Genomic DNA, 22,636 nt, shown 5'->3' with positions numbered 1-22,636 from the left:
AATGGACCATGCCTATACAACACTGGCGACAGGCATTGAATCGCTTTGATATAGAATTTGGGGAGCGCATCAACGCTCACCAATAGTTCCGGGAGAACTTACACAGATTTTTTTACAGGCTCGATTTGTCTATTACGGCCAACGTTTTTATCCTATCCACCCCAACCGTCTCCGGCTGGATTTCCTGTTGGACCCGCGGCTGTATTATTTGCCATTGCTGTTACTGCAGTCTTTATGCCGTCATAGATCGCACTTGCAATTACACTGGCTACAATATTATCCAAAAGACCGCCACCACTGACTTCTTTAACTTCTGCCATAGTTAATTCTTGCATTTCAACCTCCTGAATGTATTGGAAATCATATTTGCTGTAAATCACAGCATTTCAATAATGCCAATGACAATTTAATATTGTCAATATTTTAAATATTGAGTTGAAGATCAGTAGATGGATCAAGAGAATAATCTATTTATGCTTTCAGATATTCGATAATTTATATGGCGTTTTTCTTCAGTTTTCATTTAACGGAACTGCTTAATGGCAAATGTTGGTTCCAGTACCTATTTTCATATATTGCCTTTATCTTGCGATCAATCAGCTTTGAAACTCAATCCCGACTTGTAGGACTCCACCGACCTGATTTTGAGAAAACCGCCATTTAATTTGCTGCGCCGGATTGTTATCCTTTTCTTATTCGCGACGCACAAAAAACATAAAAGTGCGCGCATAATTTTTGAAAAACAATTGATTATCAGGAGCACTCCATGGCTGGATTTACACCGGAATTTATTTCACATTTCAAACAATTTAACTTGGGCAGGCAACTTGCAAAACCTGCCCGCGCAATGCTGCTTCTGAGTTGCATGGCAGCAGCCGCATCAACAGTATCTACGGCATCTGCGGCAGATACCGCGGTATCGCCTGCGCTTGACCGTGCCAGCGTGTCGTTTGGCGCTATCAATGCCGATACCAGCTTTCAACTGGGCGTCAACACTACATCGGGCCGGTACGAAACCCCGACTTATGATGGCGAAAGAGTGACCATACCCAGGATCAAGGCAGATTTTTTGCTGGGCCACAGCCAGGGCATTTCTTTTGATTATTACCGCTACGATAAATCTTATTCCTCCAGCCTCAACGGCAGCACGACCCTGAACGGGCAGCCGCTGAGTGGCACAGCGGCACTGGCGGCGGATGCGCGGCTGGAGATAGGCCAGGTGGCTTACCGTTGGTGGATGGGGCAGGGATCTGATGTGGTGGGCTTGGGGCTGGGGGCAGCCTATTACCGGGCGACTGTGGGCGGCACGGTGACAGGCGCGGTAGGTGGCATAAGCAATAGTGGCGCAGATAGTTTTGAGCGCAGCACCTTTGCACCCTTGCTGGAGCTGGGCTGGCGCCATGCGTTCACACCAGCTACGCGCATGTTCGTCGAGGCTTCTGGCGTGAAGAAAAACGGTGGAAGCCTCAACGGCCATATCTATACGGCGACCATAGGTGCAGAGTGGTTCCCGGTAGAGAATATCGGTATCGTGGCAGACTACGGCATATCCAGAATCAGCCTTACACGTGACATTGGTCGTGATGACAGCGCACAGTTGAACCTGCGCCTGAATGGGCCGTCGCTCTATGTCAAAGCAAGGTTTTAAAAAAACCTGGGCTTGTTGATGTTGTGAGAGATATAGGGTAATCCAGCTTTCGCATGTGCAAAATCAATTAGCGTATCCGGTCGCTTGAGTTTTGTAGAGTGCGTTGTAACGCACCTACTAATCTCAAGCGTAGCCGTGATGTAGGGTGCATTGCAATGGATGTTAAACAACGGGTAGGGTGCGCAGTGCGCACCGCTTTATTTTCACGTACAAAATATATAAGCGTGAAGCGGTGCGCATGGCGCACCCTACTTTTCCAGCAAGAAATTCGACACGCTTTGGCTGCCAAGCTGAACAGGTGCTTCGGTCTCGTCCTTCAAGCCTACTCCAGTTAATCTGCGTTTGCGCGCTTCACTCAGCAGGTAATGCAGCTTGTAAGCGGCGGTATCGTAACTGAGACCATCGGGCCGTATGTTGGAGATACAATTGCGTGCAGCATCAGTCAGGCCTGGTTGGGGTGCCCAGCTCAGGTAGGCTCCCATGCTGTCGGGGGAACTCAGGCCCGGTCTTTCTCCAATCAAGACCAGTACGGCACGCGCATTCAGCAGCGCTCCTGTTTCATCTCCTATGGCAACCCTGGCCTGGGTGGCGATGACGATGGGTGTCAGGCTCCAGTTGTCAGGCGTGAGTCTGGCCTGCAAACTTGCCAGCAAGGGCAGGGCATTTTGCGCGACGGCAGGGGCTGATAAACCATCGGCAATGACGATGGCGAGATCGCTAACCGGGGATGACAATTGCCCCAGATGCTCGCGTCCTGCTTCATTCAATCGGCGGCCCAGATCTGGGCGCTGGAGATAAGTATGGCGATCATGCGCTGCGCTATTGACATGCAGGCTGTCATATCCAGCAGCTTGCAAAGCCTGTGCCAGTACATCGACATCCAGCGCCTGATGCACGGCGTCACGAGCCTGCGCATGGGCAAGCTGGAAAGCCAGTTGTGCACCGGTAGGTACGCTGACACCGGCACGGCCCAGGGCAATGCGGGCCTGGGTGAACTGGCGCAGGGCTTGCCATGGGTTGGCGTGGACAGGGGGCTTGGTGCTCATGTCAGTCTTCTCAGCGCAGGTGCAAAACCCTGCGGCAGGGCATCATGTAATTGCAATTGCTCATCTTGCCTATTATCGTGCTTGTATATCTCCATTTGCTTGAGCCAGGCTTCAAATTCAGGCGCAGCCCGTAAGCCCAGCACGCGCCGCAAATACAGCGCATCGTGAAAAGACGTGCTCTGGTAATTGAGCATGATATCGTCCGACCCCGGCACGCCCATGATGAAATTGCAGCCTGCGGTGGCGAGGGAAGTCAGCAGGATATCCATGTCGTCCTGGTCAGCCTCGGCATGGTTGGTGTAGCAGACATCGCAACCCATGGGTAAGCCCAGCAGCTTGGCGCAGAAATGGTCTTCGAGACCTGCGCGTATGATCTGCTTGCCATCATAAAGATATTCAGGCCCGATGAAGCCGACGACAGAATTCACCAGCAGCGGCTGGAATTTACGCGCCACAGCGTAGGCACGCGCTTCGCATGTTTGCTGGTCCATGCCATGATGTGCATTGGCTGACAAGGCACTGCCCTGGCCAGTTTCAAAGTACATGACATTCTGGCCCACCGTGCCGCGCCCCAGTGACAGGGCGGCACTGCGTGCTTCTGCCAGTAGCGCGAGGTTGATACCAAAGCTGCTGTTGGCCGCCTCTGTGCCCGCGATGGACTGGAACACCAGATCGACTGGTGCACCACGCTCGATTGCCGCCATGGTGTTGGTCACATGCGTGAGCACGCAAGACTGGGTGGGTATTGCATATTGCTCGATGATGGCGTCCAGCATATGCAGCAGCCTGATGACTTGCGGCACATTGTCGCTGGCGGGGTTGATGCCTATCACGGCGTCGCCACTGCCATACAATAAGCCGTCGAGTATGCTGGCAGCGATACCGGTGGTATCGTCAGTTGGGTGGTTAGGTTGCAGGCGCGTGGCGATGCGGTTTTCCAGACCCAGGGTATTGCGGAATGCCGTGACCACGCGGCATTTCTTTGCCACCAAAATCAAATCCTGCACACGCATGAGCTTGCTGACGGCGGCTGCCATTTCTGGTGTGATGCCGGGTGCCAGCGCCGTCAGCGTTGCAGTATCTGCCGCATCTGACAACAACCAGTTACGAAAATCTCCTACGCTTAGATGACTGATCGTGGCAAAGGTAGTGGCATCATGATCATCGATGATGAGGCGCGTGACTTCGTCACTTTCATAAGGCACCAGTGCTTCATTGAGAAAGGTTTTCAGCGGTAACTCTGCCAGACACATTTGTGCCACCACGCGTTCTTCTGCCGTGCTTGCAGCGACACCCGCCAGCAAGTCACCAGAACGCAGCGGCGTGGCCTTGGCCAGCAAGTCTTTAAGGTCGCGGAACTGGTAAGTGCGCGTGCCGACGATGTGGCTGAATTGTGCGGGCCTTATGCTCATCTTGCTGCGGTTTCCGTGGTCATGGGATTGCTGTCACCTTCACTCTGCACAGGCGAACGTTTGCCAGCCGTCATCGCATGATAGACATACGCAAGCGCCATGAACAGACAAAAAATACCGAAGATCAGCAGATTATAATAAATCATGGTGACCATGCAGATGCAGGCACTGATCAGCGCAAAGGCTGGTGAGTAAGGGTAAAACGGTGCGCGGAATGGCCGCACGGTATCTGGCTCTGTGCGGCGCAATTTGAACAGGGCCATCATGCTAACGATATACATCAGCAGCGCACCAAAGACGCTCATCGTGAGTATATTCGCAGTCAGACTCTGGCCGCCTATCTTGATCAGTTCATCGCTATAAATCGCAGCGATACCGATGGCGCCACCCGCCAAAATGGCACGGTGCGGTGTCTTGAAACGCGGATGGATTTTGGCAAAGAAATGTGGCAGATAATTCTCACGCGCCAGTGCAAAAATCTGCCGTGAATAGCCGAGTATGATGCCGTGGAAAGACGCGATCAAACCAAACAGGCCCAGCCACACCAGCATGTGCAGCCAGTTGCTGTTATTACCGACCACCAGCTTCATCGCCTGCGGCAATGGGTCATTGATATTCGCCAGCTTGGTCCAGTCACCCACGCCACCGGCAAACACCATGACACCGATCGCCAGGACCACCAGGGTGATGATGCCGCCTATGTAAGCGATGGGTATCGAGCGTTGCGGGTTGCGCGATTCTTCTGCCGCCATCGCCACACCCTCTATCGCCAGAAAGAACCAGATCGCAAACGGGATAGCGGCAAACATACCGGGTAGTGACGCCGCGCTGAAATGATCTTGCCCAGCCCAGCCACCCTTGGTGAAATTGCTCATGCTAAACCCTGGTGACACCACGCCCATGAACACCAGTAATTCAAATATCGCCAGCAAGGTGACAGCCAGCTCAAAATTGGCAGCGATTTGTATGCCCAGAATATTCAGTGTCATGAACACCAGATAGGCAGCCACCGCCGCCGTCTTGGGATTAATTTCAGGAAATTGCACATTCAGGTAAGCACCTATCGCCAGCGCGATGGCCGGTGGTGCAAACACAAATTCGATGAGGGTAGCCGCCCCGGCAAAGAAACCACCGAGAGGGCCAAAAGCCCGCCTGCTATAGGCAAACGGCCCACCCGCATGCGGTATCGCCGTGGTCAGCTCAGTGAAGCTGAAGATAAAGCTGGTGTACATCGCCGCTATGAACAGCGCCGTTACCGTAAAACCCAAAGTCCCGGCAGAAGCCCAGCCATAACTCCAGCCAAAATACTCACCCGAGATGACCAGCCCCACCGCAATGCCCCACAATTGCAGGCTGCCCAGAGTCGGTTTCAACTGCGCAGTCGTGCCTGAGCTTGCCTGATCTGGTGTCATGGATAGCCTTACTGTGGGGTAGGTATCTTGAAGTATCCATGATTCGGGGGCTGATCACAAGTGCAAGATATGGGTTGGAGGTTATGCTCTAGAGGCGGGCGCAGAAGCGTAGGTTGGGCCGGGCCTCGCTAGGCTACGCCTCATCAGCCCAACACTCGACCTCAACAGACGCATACGTTATTTAAACGCCCAGTGTTGGGCTGATGAAACCTAGCCCAACCTACAGGAAGCCAAGCTACGGCTAGCTCTTCTTCCGCCGCTCATAAATCGTCTCAATCAAACCCATCAGCCAGCACATGGGGCAGCCGCGCATCAGTAAGAATGCACCTATGAGTGCTAACCCTGACCAGATCATGCCAAAAGGTTCAAGCAAGAAAGCGGCAATCACCAGGGCCAGCGCACCAAGACCGCGCAGCAAATGCACCGTCACAGACGTGCTACAAAACATGATTGTCTCCATCAGGTTCAGCAACTCCGGTAACTCCGGCAGCGTTGGCAACCTCTGGTGCACCATCCTTGAGCCAGTATCCACTGCTGAGCAATTGCTCGCGCACCTGTGCACGGGCACGGTGCAAACGGCTTTTTACGGCTTCCAGGCTCAGACCCAATTGCGCTGCTACTTCTGGCGCAGTCAGTTCATGTACGTCACGCAGTATCAGCACTTCTCGGTAAGGGGGTGACAACCTTTCCATCGCGCGCACCAGGTCCAGCCGCAGGTCTGTGGGCACCATATTGGCCATGGGCATGTCGTGCTCGTTGAGCTCATCGATGGCTTCGTGGTATTTCTTGATGCGGAACAGGCGAAAACATTCACGCTCAACGATGCGGAACATCCAGGTCGCAAAGGTTGCCGCACAGCGTAGCGCGCCTACTTTGCGGTACAGCGACCACAAGGCTATTTGCACTGCGTCTTCGGCATCCTCGGCATTTGAGCAGGTGCGGCGGGCAAAGCGCTTGAGGTCGGGCTGGCAGACTTCCAGCAACGCGGCAATGGCTTTACCGTCACCTTGGCGGGCGGCTTCGATTAATTGAGGGCGGGACAGGCTCATCTCAGTTATCCAGATATTTGCGCCCCACCATGGCGCAGGCGGGGCAAAAGCCGACGAAGGCGGTCATGAGCATGGTAACAGCGCTGGCGATGATAGCCCAGTTCAGCATGCCGACAACTTGACCACTATATGCCAGCCAGAACAGCAGCAGGCCGCTGATGATGCGCAGGGCGCGCTCCCAATGGGGCAGATTGCGTTTGAAATGAAACATGGTGAACTCCTCTTTGTAATGAATGACATAGACCAAGAGTGTTCAGGTGCTTAAAAGGATTCAGTTTTTTTTAAATAATTTAAAAATCAGTTCAAATCCAAAATATCGCCTACAGCTTGTTGTAATTGTTCCACCAGTTCTGCATCCATGTACTTGTATTCGTCAGGAATATCCAGCACATGCACAGGCTTGTGACCGATGAGGTTGCGGTAGCTGGCCATCAGGCGCGATTTGTGCTTTTCTTCCATGACAAAAATGACTTCTGCCCATTCTATGTCAGCGGCAGAGACCGGGTGGCGGGCATTGGGGCTGGTACCACCAGAGCGGGCGCGCACCATGGGGTGCTTGCGCCAGACTTGCTCGGCAGTCGGGCTGCGCCACTGGTTGCGGCTGCACACGAAGAGGGCGTTGATGGGGGTGTCAGACATCTTGTAGGGTTGGGCTGGCAAAACCGTCATCATGCCAGAAACTGCCTGCTTGTCACCATTCGCTGCTTATTTAACCCCTATTTGCTGCCTACTTGCTGAACATCTCCAGCTTGTCACCATTAACTTCCACTACGGTAGTGGACCAGCAGCCAGCCAGTGAACTCTTATGCTGGTTTGCTGCGCTGGCTGAAGTGCTTGCGGCATTGCTGGCAGCAGCATTCTCATCATCATTATCATCATCATCTGCGCCATCGTTCTCACAGATGAGCCCATCCAGCCATAGTTGCAGACGACCATTTTTGTTGAGGCTGGTGACGGCGCTGAGCTTGCTGCTTTCATACATGAACTTGAACTGTGCGATGTCTTTCAACTCCACAACGCTGGTCTTATCGACGGCCAGCATGATGCCGTAGTCGGTGTCGTACCAGCCCGGGTTGCCGTCTTTGCCGGGTGATACCAGGTAATAGCAATCGCTGACCAGCAGCTTTTCGGCAACATCCTTCTTGAAATACACGCTTATTTTCTGGCTCTCGCAATGCTGGTTTTTCAACAGGGCCAGGGCTTGCTGGCGTTGGGCCGGGTTCAGGTATTGCGAGAGCAGGGTACGGTCTTCGAGTACGGCAAGATCAAACTTTTCGGCTGCGGGGGCGGGCAGCAGGCCGGGTTCATCCCTGACGCCTGGCAGTTTTGTCAAAGCCGGTGCACTGGCTGATGCCTGCGCCGGGGCAGAAGCCGCAGCACTTACGCTGGCGATTGCATTTGCACTGGCGCTGGTACTCGCATTAGCATTAGCACCGGCCAAAGGCCCATCCTGATGCCAGAACAGCCAGGCAAATACCGCCACCATGAGCGCGACAGCGATGAAGATAAAACGCAATTGGGATTGATTCATACCCGCAAACACATGCAATGACAAGACCCGCCAAATTATACGAGCAGCCCTGGCATTGCCAGTGTTTTTACCCAAGGTAACAAATGCACCAGCTTGTGGCTCCGGCTCATTATCCCTGTCCCTGCGCCTGCCCCTGCCAGATTACTTCGCCCCGTCGTCATACAGCGCCGCGATGCCACCCGCCAGCGCATGCGGTTGCGGCCCCTGCAGATTGGTCAGCACGACCACGGTCAAATGCTTTTCTGGCAGGTGCACACGCCAGGTGGCAGCGCCGCCACCGTAAGAAATCGCAGGCTGTTTGCCAAAGGGCATGAAGATAAAGCCCAGACCATAATCACCGTCCTGACCATTGCGCAGCTTGTAGGGCGTGTTCATCTCTTTGACCAGCGCAGGCTTGATGAGCTTGCCGCTGGCCAGTGCCTGCTCAAAACTGACGAGGTCGTGGATATTGCCATTCAAGAGGCCAGCCGGGGCCAGATAGTCAGGCATGAACTTTGCGCCATAGTGGTAAATCTTGTCTTTCATGACGACGGGGCGGCCATTTTCCATCGCCAGCTTGCTATGGTCTTTGCTGATGTCAAGTGAAGTATATAAGTCACTGCGGCCAGGGATGATGGACCAGGCATCACCAAACTTTGCGCCAGTGATACCCTTGGGCTGGAAAAAACGGGTTTGCACAAACTGCTCATAAGGCATGCCACTGATTTTTTCTATGACCATGCCGAGCAGCATATAGCCGGTCTGGTTATACACAGATTTTTCACCTGCGGGCTGCAGCGGCAATTTTGCCAGCTCCTGAATGAGGATGTCGCGCTCACCGCTGATGGTGGTGATGTTGACGTCATCGGTAATCGCATCAGGCAAGCCCGAGGTATGTGAGAGGCAGTGACGCAGTGTGATGCCAGCCCAGGCCGCAGGCAGTTGCGGCAGGATTTTTGTGATGGAGTCATCAAGCGCAATGCGGCCATCCTGCACCAGCAACATGATGGCGCTGGCGGTAAAGGTCTTGGTCATCGAGGCCAGTGTATAGACCGTGTCTGTTTTCGTCGCCACATTGTGTTCCAGGCTGGCCAGGCCATAAGCGCTTTCCTTGATGAGCTTGTTATCACGCAGGACAGCCACTGTCATGCCGGGGATGTGGCGCTTTTGCATTTCAGCACGTACATAATCATCGACAGTGTCGGCATGTGCCTGCATGGGGCTGGCAGCCAAGCCACCCAGCAAGGCCAGGCTGGCGGCAAGAACACGATATGTGGGGAACAGGGATGGTGCAGAACGCAGTATTGATTGTACGGATGGTATAGATTGCATTGATTTCTCCTGATTTGATTTTCACGCTGTGAGGCAAGGTTTGCCATATCGCCTTTGCGCTGTTTTTTGTCTGCCGACAAGTGCAGGCTTACTTTATTGCCAAGTAAAACAGGCGGCTATGGAGAAAAGATGGATTGCAAAAGCAGGGGGATGAAATGCAAAAATCGCAGACAGATGGTGGGACCCTGGATGGCAGGGCAAAGCAAATTTGAATAATAAACTTGAAATAAGTGAGGCAGCCCAAAGATCATGGACACCATTGAACCAGGACAGAAGCCCATGCAGCCCATACACCAGCTACCAACCGCCATCACTCGCTTCATCGCCAACGCCACCCTGATTGCCGACGACATTGGCGAATCTCCCAGCAATGTGTATCGCTTCAGCAAAGATGGTGAACACTTCTTCCTCAAGACTTCGTCACCTGTGCTGGCAAGCACCACTTATAGCGTCAAACGCGAAGCGCAGGCGCTGCAATGGCTGAACGGGCGCATAGGTGTACCTGAGCTGGTGGCGGTGGCTGACAATGAACACGGCGAAGCCATGATCACCCGCGCCGTGCCTGGCGTGCCCCTGTCAGCGCGGATAGAAGCGGGGCAGCCAGTCAGCCATTTATTTATCGAAGCCCTGCGCCAGTTGCAGGCCCTGCCTAAGCATGATTGCCCGCTGCATGCAGGCGCAGCCATGCGCTTGCGCGAGCTGGAATACCTGGTCAGCCAGAACCTGCATGCGCAAGAGTATGAGCTTGACCAATGGCCCGGCCTGCAGAGCGTGCATGACCTGATCAACTTGTTGCACGCAACCCTGCCAGCAGAAAACCCGCAAGACCTGGTTTTTGCCCATGGTGACCTTGGTGACAGTAATGTGTTTGTCGATGAGCACAACCAGCTCTATTTCATCGACCTGGGCCGCGCAGGCCTTGCCGACCGCTGGATGGATATTGCCTTTGCCCACCGCAATCTGCGTGAAGAAGTGTCTGAGAAAATGGCGGATGAATTCCTGGCCTCGTTAGGTTACGCAGATGCGCCAGCGAAGCGGGAGTTTTTTATGCAGTTGGATGAATTGTTTTAGTGGCGTGGAAAGCGTGAGCAGATTTCGGCAACGTGCATGCCAGATTTTTGCAGGTATTTCTCTGCAGTAGCTATGGCAATTGCCGGTCACCACTCATATCTTGCACAGGCCTGTACATTCAGTTGCAGACATCGCATCAATAATTTTCCGCAAATTGCTGGCTATCTCGCCGGATGTGCTTTTTTGCGTAGTGGTCGCAATATCTACAATTTGCTTGCGTGTCGACGGTTGAATCATGCTGGCAAAAGGTATTGCAGCTTCGGCCAATGCTTGAGAGGATTTTTCCTTGAAAGACTTTTTTAACTCAGGATAACTAATTGCCTGAAGATGCCCATAGTAGATAGAAAGTATTCCATTTCTTGCTTGTTGTATGCCACCGCGACGGACTTCGGTGAATTCTTCGGGCTTCAGTGTCGCAGTGAATTCGGACAACAGCGGTACTGACCTCGCAAAACAGCGTATCAGGAAAGGGTGCAATTGCTCCAGTTCATTTTGGTAGGACAGGATGTTCATACCCATCAGTTTTGCGACCTGTTGAACGATGACTGTCTGATCATCCCCTTGTTTGACATGGGATTTCATATCAAACAATGCATAAGACATGGTGATGGCATTGGTTTTTTTACACATGTCCATTAGCGCAAGAAGATCACCCTGCTGATAGGACGCCTGATTTAAAAAACGCTTGTTGTCCGACAGTGTGCTTATCAGCGCAGCCACGCCCTTGTCCTCAAGTCGCGGCATGCGGCCCTGGGCTGTTTTTTCTGCCGTTATTTTTTCAAATTCCTGGGCTGCTGCAAGATAGGCATCGATTTCATGTGCGCCAGCATTTGCGCCCGTGCATATACACAACAATAAAATTTGCGCCAGGTTTTTCCAGTTTTTCATACCTGTTATCACGTAGGGTCCGCATAGAGTCACTTGTCAGCCGGGCAGTGTACTATGTGCGAAGCATGCGTGCAAATGATGTCTGGCAGACTGGACATATGATGCAAAAACGGTGCGCGCGGCGCACCCTACTGGCGGACATGCATTGTCTGATTGAGTGAGAGAATTTTTTCTCTGTGCCATTTCTGTGGCTCCGTTAGTCTGTGGTGAGATTTTTGGTTTTGAATTTAGCGTGTCTGATACGCACAAAATAGCCGTATCCAGTAGGGTGCGCCATGCGCACCGCACCAGAACCAATTTTATATCAACGCTCTATCCCATATTCTATGGTCACCACTACCCGCGCGACCTTGTCTATCGTGGTCTTGTCATAGGTGCCGCCGTATTCGTCCGAGCTGGTTTCTGTGCCGACTGGCAGGATATAAAACGCCCCCTGCGAGGCAGAGCGCATGCTGCCTACCTTGACCGAGCCGTACTTGGCAAATTCAGAAGCGCGCTTGTTGGCGTTTTCGGTGGCGGCACCTATCAATGACATCTTGATGTCTTCGAGTTTTGATACCAGGTATTGCGGTGCGCTGTGGAACACTGGCTGGCCATCCGCTTCGAGTTGTAGTGCAGCGCGGCTGACGTTGGTTACCTTGGTCAGGTCCTTCGATGTGACCAGTATGCTTTGCGTGGCCTTGTAGCCGCGCTGCACCTGGCGGTTGCGGCCATCGGGCAAATCTTCAACGATCATGTTGGCATCGACGGCTTCTTCTGATTCTTTCAGCGCAGTTTTTTCAAAGCCTTGCTTGCCCAGGAATTCATCAAGCACTGGGCGTGATTTGCGCAACTTGGCCAGTGCCTCGGCAAAGCTGGGCGCCACTACCGTTACGCCTATGCGCCATTCTGCATAATCAGCTTGGACAGGCTTTTCGGCCAGTCCCTTGACCGATATACTCTGCTTGCCCGCACCGATATGCCTGGCCTGCATGCCAAAGATAAAGGCTGCGGCCGACATGCCCAGGGCCAGCAAAACGCCGAGTATGACAAGGGCACGGGATAAGTCTTTGTTCATTCAAATCTCCTGAGGATGGTGATGCATTATGGCTGGGCAATGTTGCCACGCAAATACAAATTTTGTGTTGACTGTATAAATTCGTTATAGCCTGAACCTATACTGCGATAAAGCTTTTACTTTCCCTATACACTTTGCACTTTGTTGCAAAAAATAAGAAATATCCAAAGTATGCGGGCGAGACGGAGAAAACCAACACTGATGCGCAAGCGCAGACCAGAATATGAGAACATATACGAACACCATGTTTGCCGTGCGTCAGTGGCTGTACAGGACCATGCCACTGGCCGTATTCCTGCTGATCATGTTGGGCAGTTACCTGCTGATAGGCAAACTGCTTGATACCATCTTCATTATTTTGTCGTCAGTTGGGCTGGCACTAGTGGACTGTAACAGTGGAATCGAGAGTGAAGGACATGTGCCCGGCGCATCAGGGCAAGGCGCAAAACACAGCGATAGCGGGGCTATCGCGAGTATTTGTAACGCAGCCATGATCGTCGCGCACATGGCAGGCACTCCGATTGCCACTGTTACAGTCCACTATACTACCTGGCCTGGTTTATTTCTGCATATTCAAAGGGCCTGATTGATACCCCTAGGCGGCAATGGCAACTGACTTTCGAGCATGCGACAATCAGCATTAATGCAGTATGGGGGCGTACCGGGATTGACCTCAATGCCGTCAAGAAAATTGTCCTCGTCAGTGATGATAATTGGGACCAGATCATAGGTATGGAAGTGCAATGCCTGAAACTGGTTCTGGTCAATGGGTTTTCCATCATCATCCCCGGCAGCTCGGCGAATTTTGATAGTACGCTGGAAGCGATCAGACAAACCAGGCAGGTGGAAGAGGTGTTGGTCAATTAGAATGTTGGATAAATCCGCCATGATAGAAACATGCGCCAAACATAGCCTGAACATACCTCAAACGAATTTTGGGAAATCAAAGAACATGAATGCAGAAAAAAAGGACGAGCAATTGTGGCAAGCTGTGTATGAGGCGCGTGCGGCGGCTTATACGCAACAATTTGGCCCGCTGCCTGATGATATTCTCAAAGTGATGAATTTGAATGTGGTCTGGCCAGGCGGAGGCTTGTATCAGCTGGCCGCCCCACAGTTATCGCCGACTAGCTGGCTGACTTCCAGTTTCGGACTCAGCAATCCAGATATGCCGACAACGGTGGCAACTGAAGATGTGGTTGTCGAGCATGATGAACTGGGTCGCCCAGTAAAAACCAGTATGCAAATCAAGGGCAAGGACAAAACCGCCACTTACCCTGGTCGCCCAGGCTATGGCTATGAGTGCATGGTCTTGACACATGGGCAGGCAGAATGGCCACTGTGGCTCTTGCAATGGGCAGTCAATAGCGAGATACAGCAGGATGTCGATTTCTTGGGCCGCGTCGATAAATACCAGGGCATGACAGTTGAAGATATTTATGTCGGTGGCGAGCAGATGGTGAATATCCTCATCACCAGAGCGCGTGCACCACTGCCAGCCACATTCAAATTGCCCAATGGTGAAATGAACTTATTGGTGGCAACCACGATTACTGATGATGAAATGATCTGGTCCAAGAGCAATGGCCGTAATGCCCTCATGAACATCCTGCAAAAGTCAGGCGTGGGCCAGTTCAGCAAGCCAGACCGCCCCTCAGTATTACACCCGCAAGGAGTCGATTGCGCCAGCATCAAGAGCAGGGAGCAGGCCGAAGCCATGGCAGAACAGGGTTTGCTGCGGCGCGGGTTTTTATTCCCGCCCCAGTTTGGTGGTGAAGATGTCGCCTTTAATATTGCCTATATGCCGCGCCACGCATATATGCGCAAATTGTTTGCTGATAAACAGATAGGCGAACTTGTGCAACAGGGCTTGATAGAGAACTACCGCGCAGATCCTGAATATGAGGGCGACAGTTTTATCGCCAAACGTATACGCATACTAGCCAGCGGTGCAAAGAACCTGAGTTTTGATATAGACATTTACTGATATTGCCGATGCAAAAAACTGCGCGCCACTTCAATTGTTTTGCCTTCATTGCCCTGTTGGCAGGCAGCGGTCAGCTTTGGGCATCTGGCGGCACTGGCGAATACACCCTCAATTGGCCAGTACGCGGCGAGCTGCTGGCCTATCATTCCAGCGGTTGCGCAGATGCCTGCTGGGTCGCCGAGGTGCGCAAAAAATCCACCCGCCAGGTCAGGGCGCGTTTGCGTTGTGATGGTGATCAACTGTATTTTTCAAGAGCAGGCAAAGGTAAGGAGCAGCTACTGCCTGAGGGCTGTGCAAGCTACAATGACAGTAATGACAAACCCAGACTTATTTCTGAGAAGTTGATGATGTTGCTGCGGGATCAGCAGGGCCAGGTCAGGAAGTGATGGAAGACATCATCAATGTAGCCACTCAAGCAGCCATTTTGTAGGGTTCGCCGTGCGCACCATCTGCAACAGTACCTCAATTGCTGAAATCCGGACACCGCACATGAAAAGGGAGCAGGTCTCATGAGTACAGAGAGAATCAACAAACTGCTGCAAGACATACGCATGCTTAATGAGGAGAATTATGCGCTGGTACAAAGCCTGCGTGAAATGATCCTGAAGCTTGATGAGGGTGTGAGCGAAGAAGTCAAATACGGTGGCCTGCTGTTTTCAGCAGCGCGGCCATTCTGCGGTGTTTTCTCTTACAAAAACCATGTGACCCTGGAATTTGGCCTGGGGGCATCCCTGCCTGATAAATACAAGAAACTCGAAGGCGAGGGCAAGTACCGTCGCCATCTCAAGCTGACTTCTGAACAGGACATCAGCGATAAACATGTGCATGACTATCTGCTGCTGGCCTTGAAGGCGGCGAGCTAATAGCCTGGAGTTGCACCGCGATGGCTGTAAAAGGACAAGCGTCGGGCGCATTGCAATGCGCCGCTGGTTTTAGGATGCCTCACCCCGCTTCACCCAATCACTACGCAACAAGCCATAAATCGCAGAATCCGACACGACGTCGTCGATGATCCAGCGTTCGCGCAGATAGCCTTCGCGGATGAAGCCCAGCCTTTCGAGTGAGCGGGCGGAGTTGATATTGTCCGGGTGGATGTCGGCGTCGATGCGGTTGAGGTTTAATTCACTGAAGCCGTAATTGAGCAGGGTCACCAGGGCTTCGTTCATGTAGCCCTGGCCCCAGTAAGTTTCGTCCATGTCGTAGCCAATCTCGGCGCGGCGGCAGCCTTCGTCAAAGTGGAACAGGATGCAACTGCCCAGAAACACCTTGTCGGTCTTGCGTATCAAGGCCAGGCGCAGCAGGTCGCCCCTGACCATGGCGGCCTCATCGCGCTCGACCATGCCAGTGGCCTGGGCAATGTCTGTCCACGGTGCAGTGGTCATATAGCGCATGACCTTGGCTTTGGAACGCATGCGCAGGATGGCGGCGGCATCGTCCATGCACAAAGGGCGCAGGTGCAGGCGGGGGCTGTCTAGCGTGACCAGGTTAAAGGCGGGCATGAGAAATCTCCTAAGTGGATAGCAGTCAGATTATAACCGTGCACCGATGAACTGCACTTCAATAAAGTCTGTGTACAATAGCAGGCCAACTACACAAATAAAACATCATGAAAACCTATCACGGCAGTTGCCATTGCAAGGCCATACGTTTTGAAGCGGACATCGATCTGGCCGATGGCAGCATGCGTTGCAATTGCAGTTTTTGCCTGAAGATACGTTGCTGGGCGACAGTCGTAAAACCTGAGTCTTTTCGTCTGCTGGCAGGTGAATCTGAACTCAGCGAATATCAATTTGGCGCAAAGAACGAGCAGCATTTCTTTTGCAAGCATTGCGGCGTGCGCCCGTTTGGCATTGCCCACTCACCCCGGCGCGGCAAATTCTATGGCGTCAGCGTGAGCTGTCTTAATGATGCCAGCATCGCAGAACTGGCGGCAGCACCGGTGACCTATGTCGATGGTATCAACGATAACTGGGATACGCCGCCAGCAGTAGTCAGCTACCTTTAAGGCTTTGCATTGCGCGCCTGCATGTCATGTGCAGGCAAAGCCTTAAGTCTGATTTTACGCCCAATCTCACTCCACCAGCACAGCCGCCGTCATTTCAGAAGCCAGCGTCCAGCCCATGGCGGTGTAGAGCGCACGGCCTTCATCGGTCGCTACAAGAATACCGGTGGATGCTGCTTTGCTGCACGCATGGTTGGCCAGGCTTTGCATGATGGCAAAGGCCAGGCCACGGCGGCGGTGTGCGGGTTCGGTGACGATCTGGTCAAAGACGGCGTATTGCTTGTAGATGGCCATGCGGCCCGTCGCGGCATGGTGGCCTTCGCTGCTGCAGGCGCGGGCGGTGACGGCATCGCCATCTTCAATGAGGTTGATGTGGTAAGCCTCAGGCATGGTGACTGCCGTTGGGGCGATGGGTTTGCTCATCAAATATTCCAGTGGTTTGACCTTCCAGCGTGGGGGCAAGATGCCTGCGACACTGCTGTGGGGGGCGCACACCTTGAGCCAGGTATCCGGCGTATCGAGCTCTTGCGCGAGTTTTTGTATGGCACTCAGGACATGGCCCTGCAAGACATAGCGCTCCAGATGGCCGGGCAGGCCTACCTGTATGCGGTAGCCAAAATCGGCCAGCGGTATGGGGGCATCCGTGCCACGCGAAATCGTCCAGCCATGCGCCCAGGCGCCGAGCAACTGGTCAGTATTGGTGATGTCTCCTGCAGTGCCAACGGTAGGGATAAGGTTTTGCATAGTAGTCTCCGCTGGTATCATGATAATGATATATCCAAAAAAGCAACTTTACTGCATTATGTTGCTTTTAAGTAAATATATCAACAATTTGTCAAAGAGTTAATTGAAATTGCTGGTGATCATACTGTTTTGTTTGCCCGTTCTATTAATTTGCGTGGCCTTGTCTGGCTGCGACAGTGGGTTTTGTCATAGGTAAAAACCGCTACTATCCTGGTCAGGGCATGTTCCTGTAGAGAATAGCAGATGAGGGCGTGATGGCAGGTCAGTGTTGCAGATTTACAGTCAATGTCATCAACTATTTGCTGGTTTTTATGCGTTTTTAGTCTGATCTGATACAGACTTGCGGATGTTTTGCGGTCGGTTGTATCGCACTGCTATCTTGCAATGAACTCGCTGCAAATTACTCCAGCCCCGTATCCTCTGCCTCAACCAGTTTGCTCAGCAGCTTAAGCAACTGCTTTTGCTCTGTCGCATTGAGTACGGCAAATTTGTCTGTCAGCACCTGCATGGCGATCTCATTGGCGGTGACGAGCATGCGTTCGCCCTGCTTGTTGAGAAAGTGTTCTATGCGTCGCCCTTCGCCGGGGCGGCGTTCTATCAGACCCTGGGCGACGAGGCGGTTGGCCAGGGTGCCAAAGGCCTGGTCAGTCTGGAAGGTGGCCAGGGCCAGGTCATGCGATGATGCGCCCGGCATGCGCCCTATGGCGCGCAGGGCATCCCATTGGGCGAGCGTGCTTCCTGCCGCGACCAGCGCAGTTTCTAGTGCCCGATGCTGGCGGTATTGGGCTTGCTTGACGGCACGGCCCAGGTGTTGGATGTGATTTAGCATGCGGCCAGTCTAGCATAAGTGTAAATATACTGATATAAATCAACTGATATAAACATATTTATATAAATGTGTTTATAATCGTGTTTGTAATCGTGTTTGTAATCGTGTTTGTAATCGTGTTTGTAATCGTGTTTGTAATCGTGTTTGTAATCGTGTTTGTAATCGTGTTTGTAATCGTGTTTGTAATCGTGTTTGTAATCGTGTTTGTAATCGTGTGTAATCGTGTTTGTAATCGTGTTTGTAATCGTGTTTGTAATCGTGTTTGTAATCGTGTTTGTAATCGTGTTTGTAATCGTGTTTGTAATCGTGTTTGTAATCGTGTTTGTAATCGTGTTTGTAATCGTGTTTGTAATTGTGTTTGTAATTGTGTTTGTAATTGTGTTTGTAATTGTGTTTGTAATTGTGTTTGTAATTAAGTCGCTTCATACGATCATCATTTTGCTTTCGGAGTATTCATCATGTCATACGCACCAGAAACCCATATTGCAGAGCTGCGCCCCGGTTTGTCCGTCCGCTATGAACAGGCTTGCCAGGGGCAGCCTGTGTTGATCTTGCATGGGGGCGGCGGCACCGCCACGGTGGCTGGCATTGCCCGCCATGTATCTGCAAATGCACTGAGCATTCTGCCTACCCACCCCGGCTGGAACGGCACTGCCCGTCCAGATGATATACAAACTGTCGCTGATGTTGCCAAGGTCTATCTGGCCCTGCTGGATAAGCTTGACCTGCGCAAGGTCGTCATCATCGGTTCATCGATAGGTGGGTGGATAGCCTCAGAAATGGCCTTGCAAGATAGTGCTGATGGCGGCAAACAGCGCATTGCCAGTCTGGTGCTGGTGAATGCAGTGGGTATCCATGTTGATGGTGAGCCTATTGCCGATCCCTTTGTGCTTGGCCCGCGTGGCCTGGCCGAGCATGCCTTTCATGAACCGGACAAATTCTTTATCGACCCGTCCAGCCTGCCTGCGGAACAGCAAGCCATACAGCGCAATAATATGGCGACCATGCGCATTATTGCGGGTGATCCCTTCATGCATGACCCGCAATTGCGTGCCCGACTCAGGCAGGTCAGCGTCCCTGCACTTGTAGTATGGGGTGAGAGTGACAGGGTCGTCACCACTGCTTATGGGCAAGCCTTTGCCGCTGCCTTTGCCCAAAGCCGTTTTGCGCCGGTGCCGCTGGCAGGCCATTTGCCGCATCTGGAGCAGCCTGTAAAAACTTTCGCGATCATTGATGAATTCATTGCGGCTGGCGATGCATAAGCCTCATCAATGCATGATCAGCAGATGCTGAGGGCCTGACATAAAAAACCAGACTTCAGCCCCAGCATGGGGAACTGGAACCGCTCAAGCTGGCCGGGAATGACATTTGCCGTTAGTGCCTGCGCCAGTTTCAGGCCCTGGTCACTGCCGGTCAGCAATATCATGGCGTCGCCCGTTGCCGGGGCGGCAATCACAAAGGCGCGGTAGCCATAGTTATTGCCCCAGTGCCAGAGCAGGGGCGCGGTTTGCTGTGGCTGTATGGCCCAGGCCCCAGCCCAGGCCCCATGCTACCTGGTTGACCTGGTCAACCATAGCGGGCTGGTCAGAAGGCGAGATTTTCTTTCAGGCATATAAAGAACAGGCACCAGGCACCGTCCCCATCTACAGCCATTTTTCCGCCGACTCCGACCGTTTTTACTACGATACCAATAAAGAAGACAATGCAGGCTGGGCTGAAGGCGACATCATCTTTTAATAGAACTCATTTCATCAATATGAATAAGATACGATTGCCTCAAAACACGGATCGGTAATGCGTATATGGTTCTCAACAGTGACACTATTTTCAATAAGTCCAATGCTGTCTGGTATGTGTTATGAGGCAAACTCTTGGTGAACTGACGATTTGGGCGCATTGTTGCGCGTAGTATGCACCCGCCTTTGCTAAGGCACGAGCCTTAGCTGCAGAGCCCAGGCTAATGAGGCCTTGCAATGCATGCCAAATCGCCTTGTTCGCACCCATCCCTATTGATGAAATGAGTTCTAATGTCATAATGAAAACGCTTTCATTGCGTTCTCGCTGAACCAATGCGTATTTTTCTGCTCTTTACACAAACTGATCTGAACAGGTTTTGACATGCTGCGTCTGTTGTTATTGTTGGCGATTTTCCTTATTCATCCTTTGCCATTGTCAGCACAAGACACTGACAGTGTGCCCATCGCCAAACGACAGGCCTACAAAAAAAACTACCACGGTCAGGCCTATATCGATCACTACCACTGGCTTAGCAACAAGCAAGACTCGCGGGTCATGGCTTACCTGCAGCAAGAAAATGCCTATGCAGAAAAACAGATGCAGCCCTTGCAGCCGCTGGCAACGCGACTGTTTGAAGCCAGCAAGGCCAGGGTCAAAGAAGTCGATATGAATCTGCCAAAGCACCATGGGCAGTTTTATTATTATTCACGCATTGAGGCCGGACAGCAGCACCCCTTGCTCTGCCGCCGCGTAGCGCAAGTGGTAGATGGCGTCACGAAATGGGATGAAGCGGCAACAGAAGAAATCCTGCTTGATCTTAACCAGCTCGCGCGCCAGCACCGTTATGTGGCGCTCGGCGAATTCCAGATCAGCCCTGACGGCAGCAAGCTGGCCTATACACTGGATTTTTCTGGCGACCTCAGGTTTGAGCTGTTTGTCAAAGACCTGAGTAGCGGCCAGCTCCTGCCTGACAGGGCGCAACGGGTGTCTTCACTCGCCTGGGCGGCAGATAATCAAACCCTGTTCTATGTCAGTGGCGATGCCGTGACCCTGCGCCCGGATCGCCTCTACCGCCAGCGCCTTGGCGGCAAGCCTGTTTTGCAATATCGCGAAGCTGCGCAGGAATTCAATCTCGCGGTTTATCCCGCCAGCGATGAAAAATTGATTTTTCTTGACGCTTCATCCTATGATAGCAATGAAACACGGATGCTGCCCGCTGCGACGCCGCAAGCACCCTGGCAGATGATACAGGCGAGGCAAAAAGGCCTGCGCTACAGCGTTGCCCATCGTGAAGGCAGGCTGTATATCACCACCAATCTGGATGCAATCAATTTTCGCATCGTCACCGCCAGCGTGACCCAGCCATCAGCACGGTACTGGAAAAATTTTACTGACTATGACCCTGAAGTCCTGACCGAGAGACTGGATGTCTATCGTGATTTTATGGTCGTTACCGAAAAAAAGCAGGCGGCCACACGCATGCGGATTTATCACTTTACCCAACAGCGCTGGCAAACGCTGGACTTTGATGAGGCAGTCTATTTTGTCGCTGGCATGGATGGAGATGGTTACGAGTCGTCTTCTTATCGCATTTCATACCAGTCACCACTGACACCACCTGTGATCTATGAAGTTGATGTTGCCAGCGGCCAGCGCAGGGTGTTAAAGCGCTATGAAATCCTTGGCAAGTATGATCCACAACACTATGAAAGCAAGCGCCTGTGGGCAACTGCCCAGGACGGGGCACAAATACCTTTATGGGCCGTGTATAAAAAAGGGATAGCCCTTGATGGCAGTGCGCCATTGTTACTGTATGGCTATGGTGCTTATGGTGAAGCTTCAGACGCCCAGTTTGATGTAGGCCGCATCAATCTGCTGGATCGCGGCGTGATCTATGTAGAAGCCGGCATCAGGGGCGGCAATGACCTCGGCGAGCAATGGCGGGCCGATGGCATGCTCATGAAAAAGAAAAACAGCTTCAGCGACTTTATCGCGGCCTCTGAATATCTGATCGCACAAGGCTGGACCAGCCCTGGCAAGCTCATCATCCATGGCGCCAGCGCCGGTGGTTTGCTGATAGGCGCAGTCCTCAATGAACGCCCGGATTTATTCCATGCCGCCGTGCTTGAGGTACCTTTCGTCGATAGCCTCAACACCATGATGAACCCCAAACTGCCACTGACGACGGGCGAATACCTTGAATGGGGCAACCCCAATAACAAGACCGTGTATGACTACCTGCGCAGCTATGCGCCGTATGACAATCTACGGCAACAAGCCTATCCCGCCATGCTGGTACTGGCGGGTCTCAACGACAGCCAGGTACACTACTGGGAACCCGCCAAATACGTCGCCAGACTGCGTACCCTCAAAACTGACCAGCGTCAATTGCTATTCAAAACCAATATGCACGCAGGCCACTCAGGTGCATCAGGCCGCTACGACAGCCTGCGCGAACACGCCTTTCAACAGGCGTGGATGCTGGGGCAGTGGGGGCTGGTGGATTGGTAATCCCCCCATTTTTAACCGCAACTAAAAGTAGCACTATGCTGCAATGGCGAGTTTTTGTTTAGGAGTTGCGCCTCCCAAGGCCATGTTAGGCCGTTCGTGATTGTACGTCCAAAGCCAGCGAGTGGCGAAATCCTGTACCTCATCCACAGTATCAAACAGATGATGTGCTAGCCAATCGTAACGCACGGTCCGGTTGTAGCGTTCCACATAAGCGTTTTGCTGTGGCTTCCCGGGCTGGATATATTCAATCCTGATCCCGCTTCGTTCAGCCCAGGCTATCAAGTGGGTGCTGACGAATTCTGGACCATTGTCACACCGTATCGCCATCGGTTTCCCACGCCATTCTATGATGTTGTCCAAAACACGAATCACACGCACCGTCGGTAGAGAGAAGTCGACCT

At 52.6% G+C, this 22,636-nt stretch carries 28 protein-coding genes; 11 read left to right on the top strand and 17 right to left on the bottom strand.

What is annotated here, in order from left to right; translation table 11 throughout:
* Positions 1–152: 152 nt before the first annotated feature.
* Positions 153–335, bottom strand: a complete 183-nt coding sequence (locus ACO0LN_RS29785) for a hypothetical protein (protein WP_422980302.1) — start codon at positions 333–335, stop codon at positions 153–155.
* 431 nt (positions 336–766) lie between these two features.
* Here ACO0LN_RS29785 and ACO0LN_RS29780 point away from each other — a divergent pair, with 431 nt between their 5' ends.
* On the top strand, positions 767–1,648 hold the full coding sequence (locus ACO0LN_RS29780) for a hypothetical protein (RefSeq protein WP_422980300.1): 882 nt from the start codon (positions 767–769) through the stop codon (positions 1,646–1,648).
* Between the two features lie 248 nt (positions 1,649–1,896).
* On the opposite strand, the gene eutC is transcribed toward ACO0LN_RS29780, so the two are convergent.
* The 9 genes from eutC to ACO0LN_RS29735 all read right to left on the bottom strand — a co-directional run bounded on the left by eutC (position 1,897) and on the right by ACO0LN_RS29735 (position 9,409).
* A complete protein-coding gene (gene eutC / locus ACO0LN_RS29775) occupies positions 1,897–2,694 on the bottom strand; it encodes an ethanolamine ammonia-lyase subunit EutC (protein ID WP_422980298.1) in 798 nt (265 codons plus the stop codon).
* The gene (locus ACO0LN_RS29770; protein ID WP_422980296.1) at positions 2,691–4,106 is read right to left on the bottom strand and encodes an ethanolamine ammonia-lyase subunit EutB; all 1,416 of its coding nucleotides are present in this window, start codon (positions 4,104–4,106) and stop codon (positions 2,691–2,693) included. Before ACO0LN_RS29770 ends, eutC begins: the two co-directional genes overlap by 4 nt.
* Positions 4,103–5,518, bottom strand: a complete 1,416-nt coding sequence (eat, locus tag ACO0LN_RS29765; protein WP_422980294.1) for an ethanolamine permease — start codon at positions 5,516–5,518, stop codon at positions 4,103–4,105. Before eat ends, ACO0LN_RS29770 begins: the two co-directional genes overlap by 4 nt.
* 241 nt (positions 5,519–5,759) lie before the next feature.
* On the bottom strand, positions 5,760–5,966 hold the full coding sequence (locus tag ACO0LN_RS29760) for a hypothetical protein (protein WP_422980292.1): 207 nt from the start codon (positions 5,964–5,966) through the stop codon (positions 5,760–5,762).
* Positions 5,956–6,567 carry an RNA polymerase sigma factor gene (locus tag ACO0LN_RS29755; protein WP_422980290.1) on the bottom strand — a complete coding sequence of 204 codons (612 nt, stop codon included), beginning with the start codon at positions 6,565–6,567 and terminating at the stop codon, positions 5,956–5,958. The genes ACO0LN_RS29760 and ACO0LN_RS29755 overlap by 11 nt, the downstream gene beginning before the upstream one ends.
* Position 6,568: 1 nt before the next feature.
* Complete coding sequence (locus ACO0LN_RS29750; protein WP_422980288.1) at positions 6,569–6,778, bottom strand: YgaP family membrane protein; 210 nt, start codon at positions 6,776–6,778, stop codon at positions 6,569–6,571.
* 86 nt (positions 6,779–6,864) lie between these two features.
* Positions 6,865–7,236, bottom strand: a complete 372-nt coding sequence (locus ACO0LN_RS29745) for a low molecular weight protein tyrosine phosphatase family protein (protein WP_422980286.1) — start codon at positions 7,234–7,236, stop codon at positions 6,865–6,867.
* Between the two features lie 58 nt (positions 7,237–7,294).
* On the bottom strand, positions 7,295–8,098 hold the full coding sequence (locus tag ACO0LN_RS29740; protein ID WP_422980284.1) for a hypothetical protein: 804 nt from the start codon (positions 8,096–8,098) through the stop codon (positions 7,295–7,297).
* A 141-nt stretch (positions 8,099–8,239) separates the two neighbouring features.
* Positions 8,240–9,409 (bottom strand): serine hydrolase domain-containing protein, encoded by a 1,170-nt coding sequence (locus ACO0LN_RS29735; protein WP_422980282.1) that lies wholly within the window; start codon positions 9,407–9,409, stop codon positions 8,240–8,242.
* Positions 9,410–9,658: 249 nt separating this feature from the next.
* Between ACO0LN_RS29735 and ACO0LN_RS29730 the strand changes: the two genes are divergently transcribed.
* Positions 9,659–10,480 (top strand): APH(3') family aminoglycoside O-phosphotransferase, encoded by an 822-nt coding sequence (locus tag ACO0LN_RS29730; protein WP_422980280.1) that lies wholly within the window; start codon positions 9,659–9,661, stop codon positions 10,478–10,480.
* Between the two features lie 93 nt (positions 10,481–10,573).
* On the opposite strand, the gene ACO0LN_RS29725 is transcribed toward ACO0LN_RS29730, so the two are convergent.
* Both ACO0LN_RS29725 and ACO0LN_RS29720 read right to left on the bottom strand, forming a co-directional pair.
* A complete protein-coding gene (locus ACO0LN_RS29725) occupies positions 10,574–11,368 on the bottom strand; it encodes a hypothetical protein (RefSeq protein WP_422980278.1) in 795 nt (264 codons plus the stop codon).
* Between the two features lie 304 nt (positions 11,369–11,672).
* Positions 11,673–12,425 carry an SIMPL domain-containing protein gene (locus ACO0LN_RS29720; RefSeq protein ID WP_422980276.1) on the bottom strand — a complete coding sequence of 251 codons (753 nt, stop codon included), beginning with the start codon at positions 12,423–12,425 and terminating at the stop codon, positions 11,673–11,675.
* 223 nt (positions 12,426–12,648) lie between these two features.
* Between ACO0LN_RS29720 and ACO0LN_RS29715 the strand changes: the two genes are divergently transcribed.
* From ACO0LN_RS29715 to ACO0LN_RS29695, 5 genes are all read left to right on the top strand, one after another.
* Positions 12,649–13,011, top strand: a complete 363-nt coding sequence (locus ACO0LN_RS29715) for a hypothetical protein (protein WP_422980275.1) — start codon at positions 12,649–12,651, stop codon at positions 13,009–13,011.
* 146 nt (positions 13,012–13,157) lie between these two features.
* Positions 13,158–13,292: a hypothetical protein gene (locus ACO0LN_RS29710; RefSeq protein WP_422980273.1), complete on the top strand. Its 135-nt coding sequence runs from the start codon at positions 13,158–13,160 to the stop codon at positions 13,290–13,292.
* An 85-nt stretch (positions 13,293–13,377) separates the two neighbouring features.
* Positions 13,378–14,412: a suppressor of fused domain protein gene (locus ACO0LN_RS29705; protein ID WP_422980271.1), complete on the top strand. Its 1,035-nt coding sequence runs from the start codon at positions 13,378–13,380 to the stop codon at positions 14,410–14,412.
* An 8-nt stretch (positions 14,413–14,420) separates the two neighbouring features.
* Positions 14,421–14,798 carry a hypothetical protein gene (locus ACO0LN_RS29700; RefSeq protein ID WP_422980269.1) on the top strand — a complete coding sequence of 126 codons (378 nt, stop codon included), beginning with the start codon at positions 14,421–14,423 and terminating at the stop codon, positions 14,796–14,798.
* 123 nt (positions 14,799–14,921) lie between these two features.
* Positions 14,922–15,275: a DUF1801 domain-containing protein gene (locus ACO0LN_RS29695; RefSeq protein ID WP_422980267.1), complete on the top strand. Its 354-nt coding sequence runs from the start codon at positions 14,922–14,924 to the stop codon at positions 15,273–15,275.
* A 69-nt stretch (positions 15,276–15,344) separates the two neighbouring features.
* Here ACO0LN_RS29695 and ACO0LN_RS29690 read toward each other — a convergent pair whose 3' ends face one another.
* Complete coding sequence (locus ACO0LN_RS29690; RefSeq protein WP_422980265.1) at positions 15,345–15,911, bottom strand: GNAT family N-acetyltransferase; 567 nt, start codon at positions 15,909–15,911, stop codon at positions 15,345–15,347.
* A 107-nt stretch (positions 15,912–16,018) separates the two neighbouring features.
* On the opposite strand from ACO0LN_RS29690, the gene ACO0LN_RS29685 reads away from it, so the two are divergent.
* On the top strand, positions 16,019–16,417 hold the full coding sequence (locus tag ACO0LN_RS29685; protein ID WP_422980263.1) for a GFA family protein: 399 nt from the start codon (positions 16,019–16,021) through the stop codon (positions 16,415–16,417).
* A gap of 66 nt (positions 16,418–16,483) precedes the next feature.
* On the opposite strand, the gene ACO0LN_RS29680 is transcribed toward ACO0LN_RS29685, so the two are convergent.
* Both ACO0LN_RS29680 and ACO0LN_RS29675 read right to left on the bottom strand, forming a co-directional pair.
* On the bottom strand, positions 16,484–17,158 hold the full coding sequence (locus tag ACO0LN_RS29680) for a GNAT family N-acetyltransferase (RefSeq protein WP_422980261.1): 675 nt from the start codon (positions 17,156–17,158) through the stop codon (positions 16,484–16,486).
* 400 nt (positions 17,159–17,558) lie between these two features.
* Entirely contained in the window at positions 17,559–17,987 is a 429-nt protein-coding gene (locus ACO0LN_RS29675; protein ID WP_422980259.1) for a MarR family winged helix-turn-helix transcriptional regulator, read from the bottom strand.
* Positions 17,988–18,445: 458 nt separating this feature from the next.
* Here ACO0LN_RS29675 and ACO0LN_RS29670 point away from each other — a divergent pair, with 458 nt between their 5' ends.
* Positions 18,446–19,249: an alpha/beta fold hydrolase gene (locus ACO0LN_RS29670; protein WP_422980257.1), complete on the top strand. Its 804-nt coding sequence runs from the start codon at positions 18,446–18,448 to the stop codon at positions 19,247–19,249.
* 17 nt (positions 19,250–19,266) lie between these two features.
* On the opposite strand, the gene ACO0LN_RS29665 is transcribed toward ACO0LN_RS29670, so the two are convergent.
* Positions 19,267–19,413, bottom strand: a complete 147-nt coding sequence (locus tag ACO0LN_RS29665) for a hypothetical protein (RefSeq protein ID WP_422980255.1) — start codon at positions 19,411–19,413, stop codon at positions 19,267–19,269.
* 131 nt (positions 19,414–19,544) lie between these two features.
* Between ACO0LN_RS29665 and ACO0LN_RS29660 the strand changes: the two genes are divergently transcribed.
* Together ACO0LN_RS29660 and ACO0LN_RS29655 are read left to right on the top strand one after the other, a co-directional pair.
* Positions 19,545–19,724: a hypothetical protein gene (locus tag ACO0LN_RS29660; RefSeq protein ID WP_422980253.1), complete on the top strand. Its 180-nt coding sequence runs from the start codon at positions 19,545–19,547 to the stop codon at positions 19,722–19,724.
* A 381-nt stretch (positions 19,725–20,105) separates the two neighbouring features.
* A complete protein-coding gene (locus ACO0LN_RS29655; RefSeq protein ID WP_422980251.1) occupies positions 20,106–22,235 on the top strand; it encodes a S9 family peptidase in 2,130 nt (709 codons plus the stop codon).
* A gap of 33 nt (positions 22,236–22,268) precedes the next feature.
* Here ACO0LN_RS29655 and ACO0LN_RS29650 read toward each other — a convergent pair.
* Positions 22,269–22,636 (bottom strand): transposase (locus ACO0LN_RS29650; RefSeq protein WP_422980249.1); only part of this gene is annotated, 368 nt, incomplete at its 5' end.

This window comes from Undibacterium sp. TC9W, from assembly GCF_049339865.1.
Lineage (GTDB): Bacteria > Pseudomonadota > Gammaproteobacteria > Burkholderiales > Burkholderiaceae_D > Undibacterium.
The sequence above is the reverse complement of the archived record's forward strand: the minus strand, read 5'-3'. Positions and strand labels throughout refer to the sequence as shown.

Bases quoted from the DNA above. Each gene is read 5' to 3' on its own strand.
- ACO0LN_RS29680 (WP_422980261.1), bottom strand. From the start codon at position 17,158: ATGCAAAACCTTATCCCTACCGTTGGCACTGCAGGAGACATCACCAAT.
- ACO0LN_RS29715 (WP_422980275.1), top strand. From the start codon at position 12,649: ATGAGAACATATACGAACACCATGTTTGCCGTGCGTCAGTGGCTGTAC.
- ACO0LN_RS29755 (WP_422980290.1), bottom strand. From the start codon at position 6,567: ATGAGCCTGTCCCGCCCTCAATTAATCGAAGCCGCCCGCCAAGGTGAC.
- ACO0LN_RS29665 (WP_422980255.1), bottom strand. From the start codon at position 19,413: ATGATATTGCTGACCGGCAGTGACCAGGGCCTGAAACTGGCGCAGGCA.
- ACO0LN_RS29700 (WP_422980269.1), top strand. From the start codon at position 14,421: ATGCAAAAAACTGCGCGCCACTTCAATTGTTTTGCCTTCATTGCCCTG.
- ACO0LN_RS29670 (WP_422980257.1), top strand. From the start codon at position 18,446: ATGTCATACGCACCAGAAACCCATATTGCAGAGCTGCGCCCCGGTTTG.
- ACO0LN_RS29705 (WP_422980271.1), top strand. From the start codon at position 13,378: ATGAATGCAGAAAAAAAGGACGAGCAATTGTGGCAAGCTGTGTATGAG.
- ACO0LN_RS29725 (WP_422980278.1), bottom strand. From the start codon at position 11,368: ATGAAAAACTGGAAAAACCTGGCGCAAATTTTATTGTTGTGTATATGC.
- ACO0LN_RS29695 (WP_422980267.1), top strand. From the start codon at position 14,922: ATGAGTACAGAGAGAATCAACAAACTGCTGCAAGACATACGCATGCTT.
- ACO0LN_RS29750 (WP_422980288.1), bottom strand. From the start codon at position 6,778: ATGTTTCATTTCAAACGCAATCTGCCCCATTGGGAGCGCGCCCTGCGC.
- eutC (WP_422980298.1), bottom strand. From the start codon at position 2,694: ATGAGCACCAAGCCCCCTGTCCACGCCAACCCATGGCAAGCCCTGCGC.
- ACO0LN_RS29770 (WP_422980296.1), bottom strand. From the start codon at position 4,106: ATGAGCATAAGGCCCGCACAATTCAGCCACATCGTCGGCACGCGCACT.
- ACO0LN_RS29675 (WP_422980259.1), bottom strand. From the start codon at position 17,987: ATGCTAAATCACATCCAACACCTGGGCCGTGCCGTCAAGCAAGCCCAA.
- ACO0LN_RS29730 (WP_422980280.1), top strand. From the start codon at position 9,659: ATGGACACCATTGAACCAGGACAGAAGCCCATGCAGCCCATACACCAG.
- eat (WP_422980294.1), bottom strand. From the start codon at position 5,518: ATGACACCAGATCAGGCAAGCTCAGGCACGACTGCGCAGTTGAAACCG.
- ACO0LN_RS29655 (WP_422980251.1), top strand. From the start codon at position 20,106: ATGCTGCGTCTGTTGTTATTGTTGGCGATTTTCCTTATTCATCCTTTG.
- ACO0LN_RS29710 (WP_422980273.1), top strand. From the start codon at position 13,158: ATGGAAGTGCAATGCCTGAAACTGGTTCTGGTCAATGGGTTTTCCATC.
- ACO0LN_RS29745 (WP_422980286.1), bottom strand. From the start codon at position 7,236: ATGACGGTTTTGCCAGCCCAACCCTACAAGATGTCTGACACCCCCATC.
- ACO0LN_RS29685 (WP_422980263.1), top strand. From the start codon at position 16,019: ATGAAAACCTATCACGGCAGTTGCCATTGCAAGGCCATACGTTTTGAA.
- ACO0LN_RS29760 (WP_422980292.1), bottom strand. From the start codon at position 5,966: ATGTTTTGTAGCACGTCTGTGACGGTGCATTTGCTGCGCGGTCTTGGT.
- ACO0LN_RS29780 (WP_422980300.1), top strand. From the start codon at position 767: ATGGCTGGATTTACACCGGAATTTATTTCACATTTCAAACAATTTAAC.
- ACO0LN_RS29740 (WP_422980284.1), bottom strand. From the start codon at position 8,098: ATGAATCAATCCCAATTGCGTTTTATCTTCATCGCTGTCGCGCTCATG.
- ACO0LN_RS29785 (WP_422980302.1), bottom strand. From the start codon at position 335: ATGCAAGAATTAACTATGGCAGAAGTTAAAGAAGTCAGTGGTGGCGGT.
- ACO0LN_RS29735 (WP_422980282.1), bottom strand. From the start codon at position 9,409: ATGCAATCTATACCATCCGTACAATCAATACTGCGTTCTGCACCATCC.
- ACO0LN_RS29690 (WP_422980265.1), bottom strand. From the start codon at position 15,911: ATGCCCGCCTTTAACCTGGTCACGCTAGACAGCCCCCGCCTGCACCTG.
- ACO0LN_RS29720 (WP_422980276.1), bottom strand. From the start codon at position 12,425: ATGAACAAAGACTTATCCCGTGCCCTTGTCATACTCGGCGTTTTGCTG.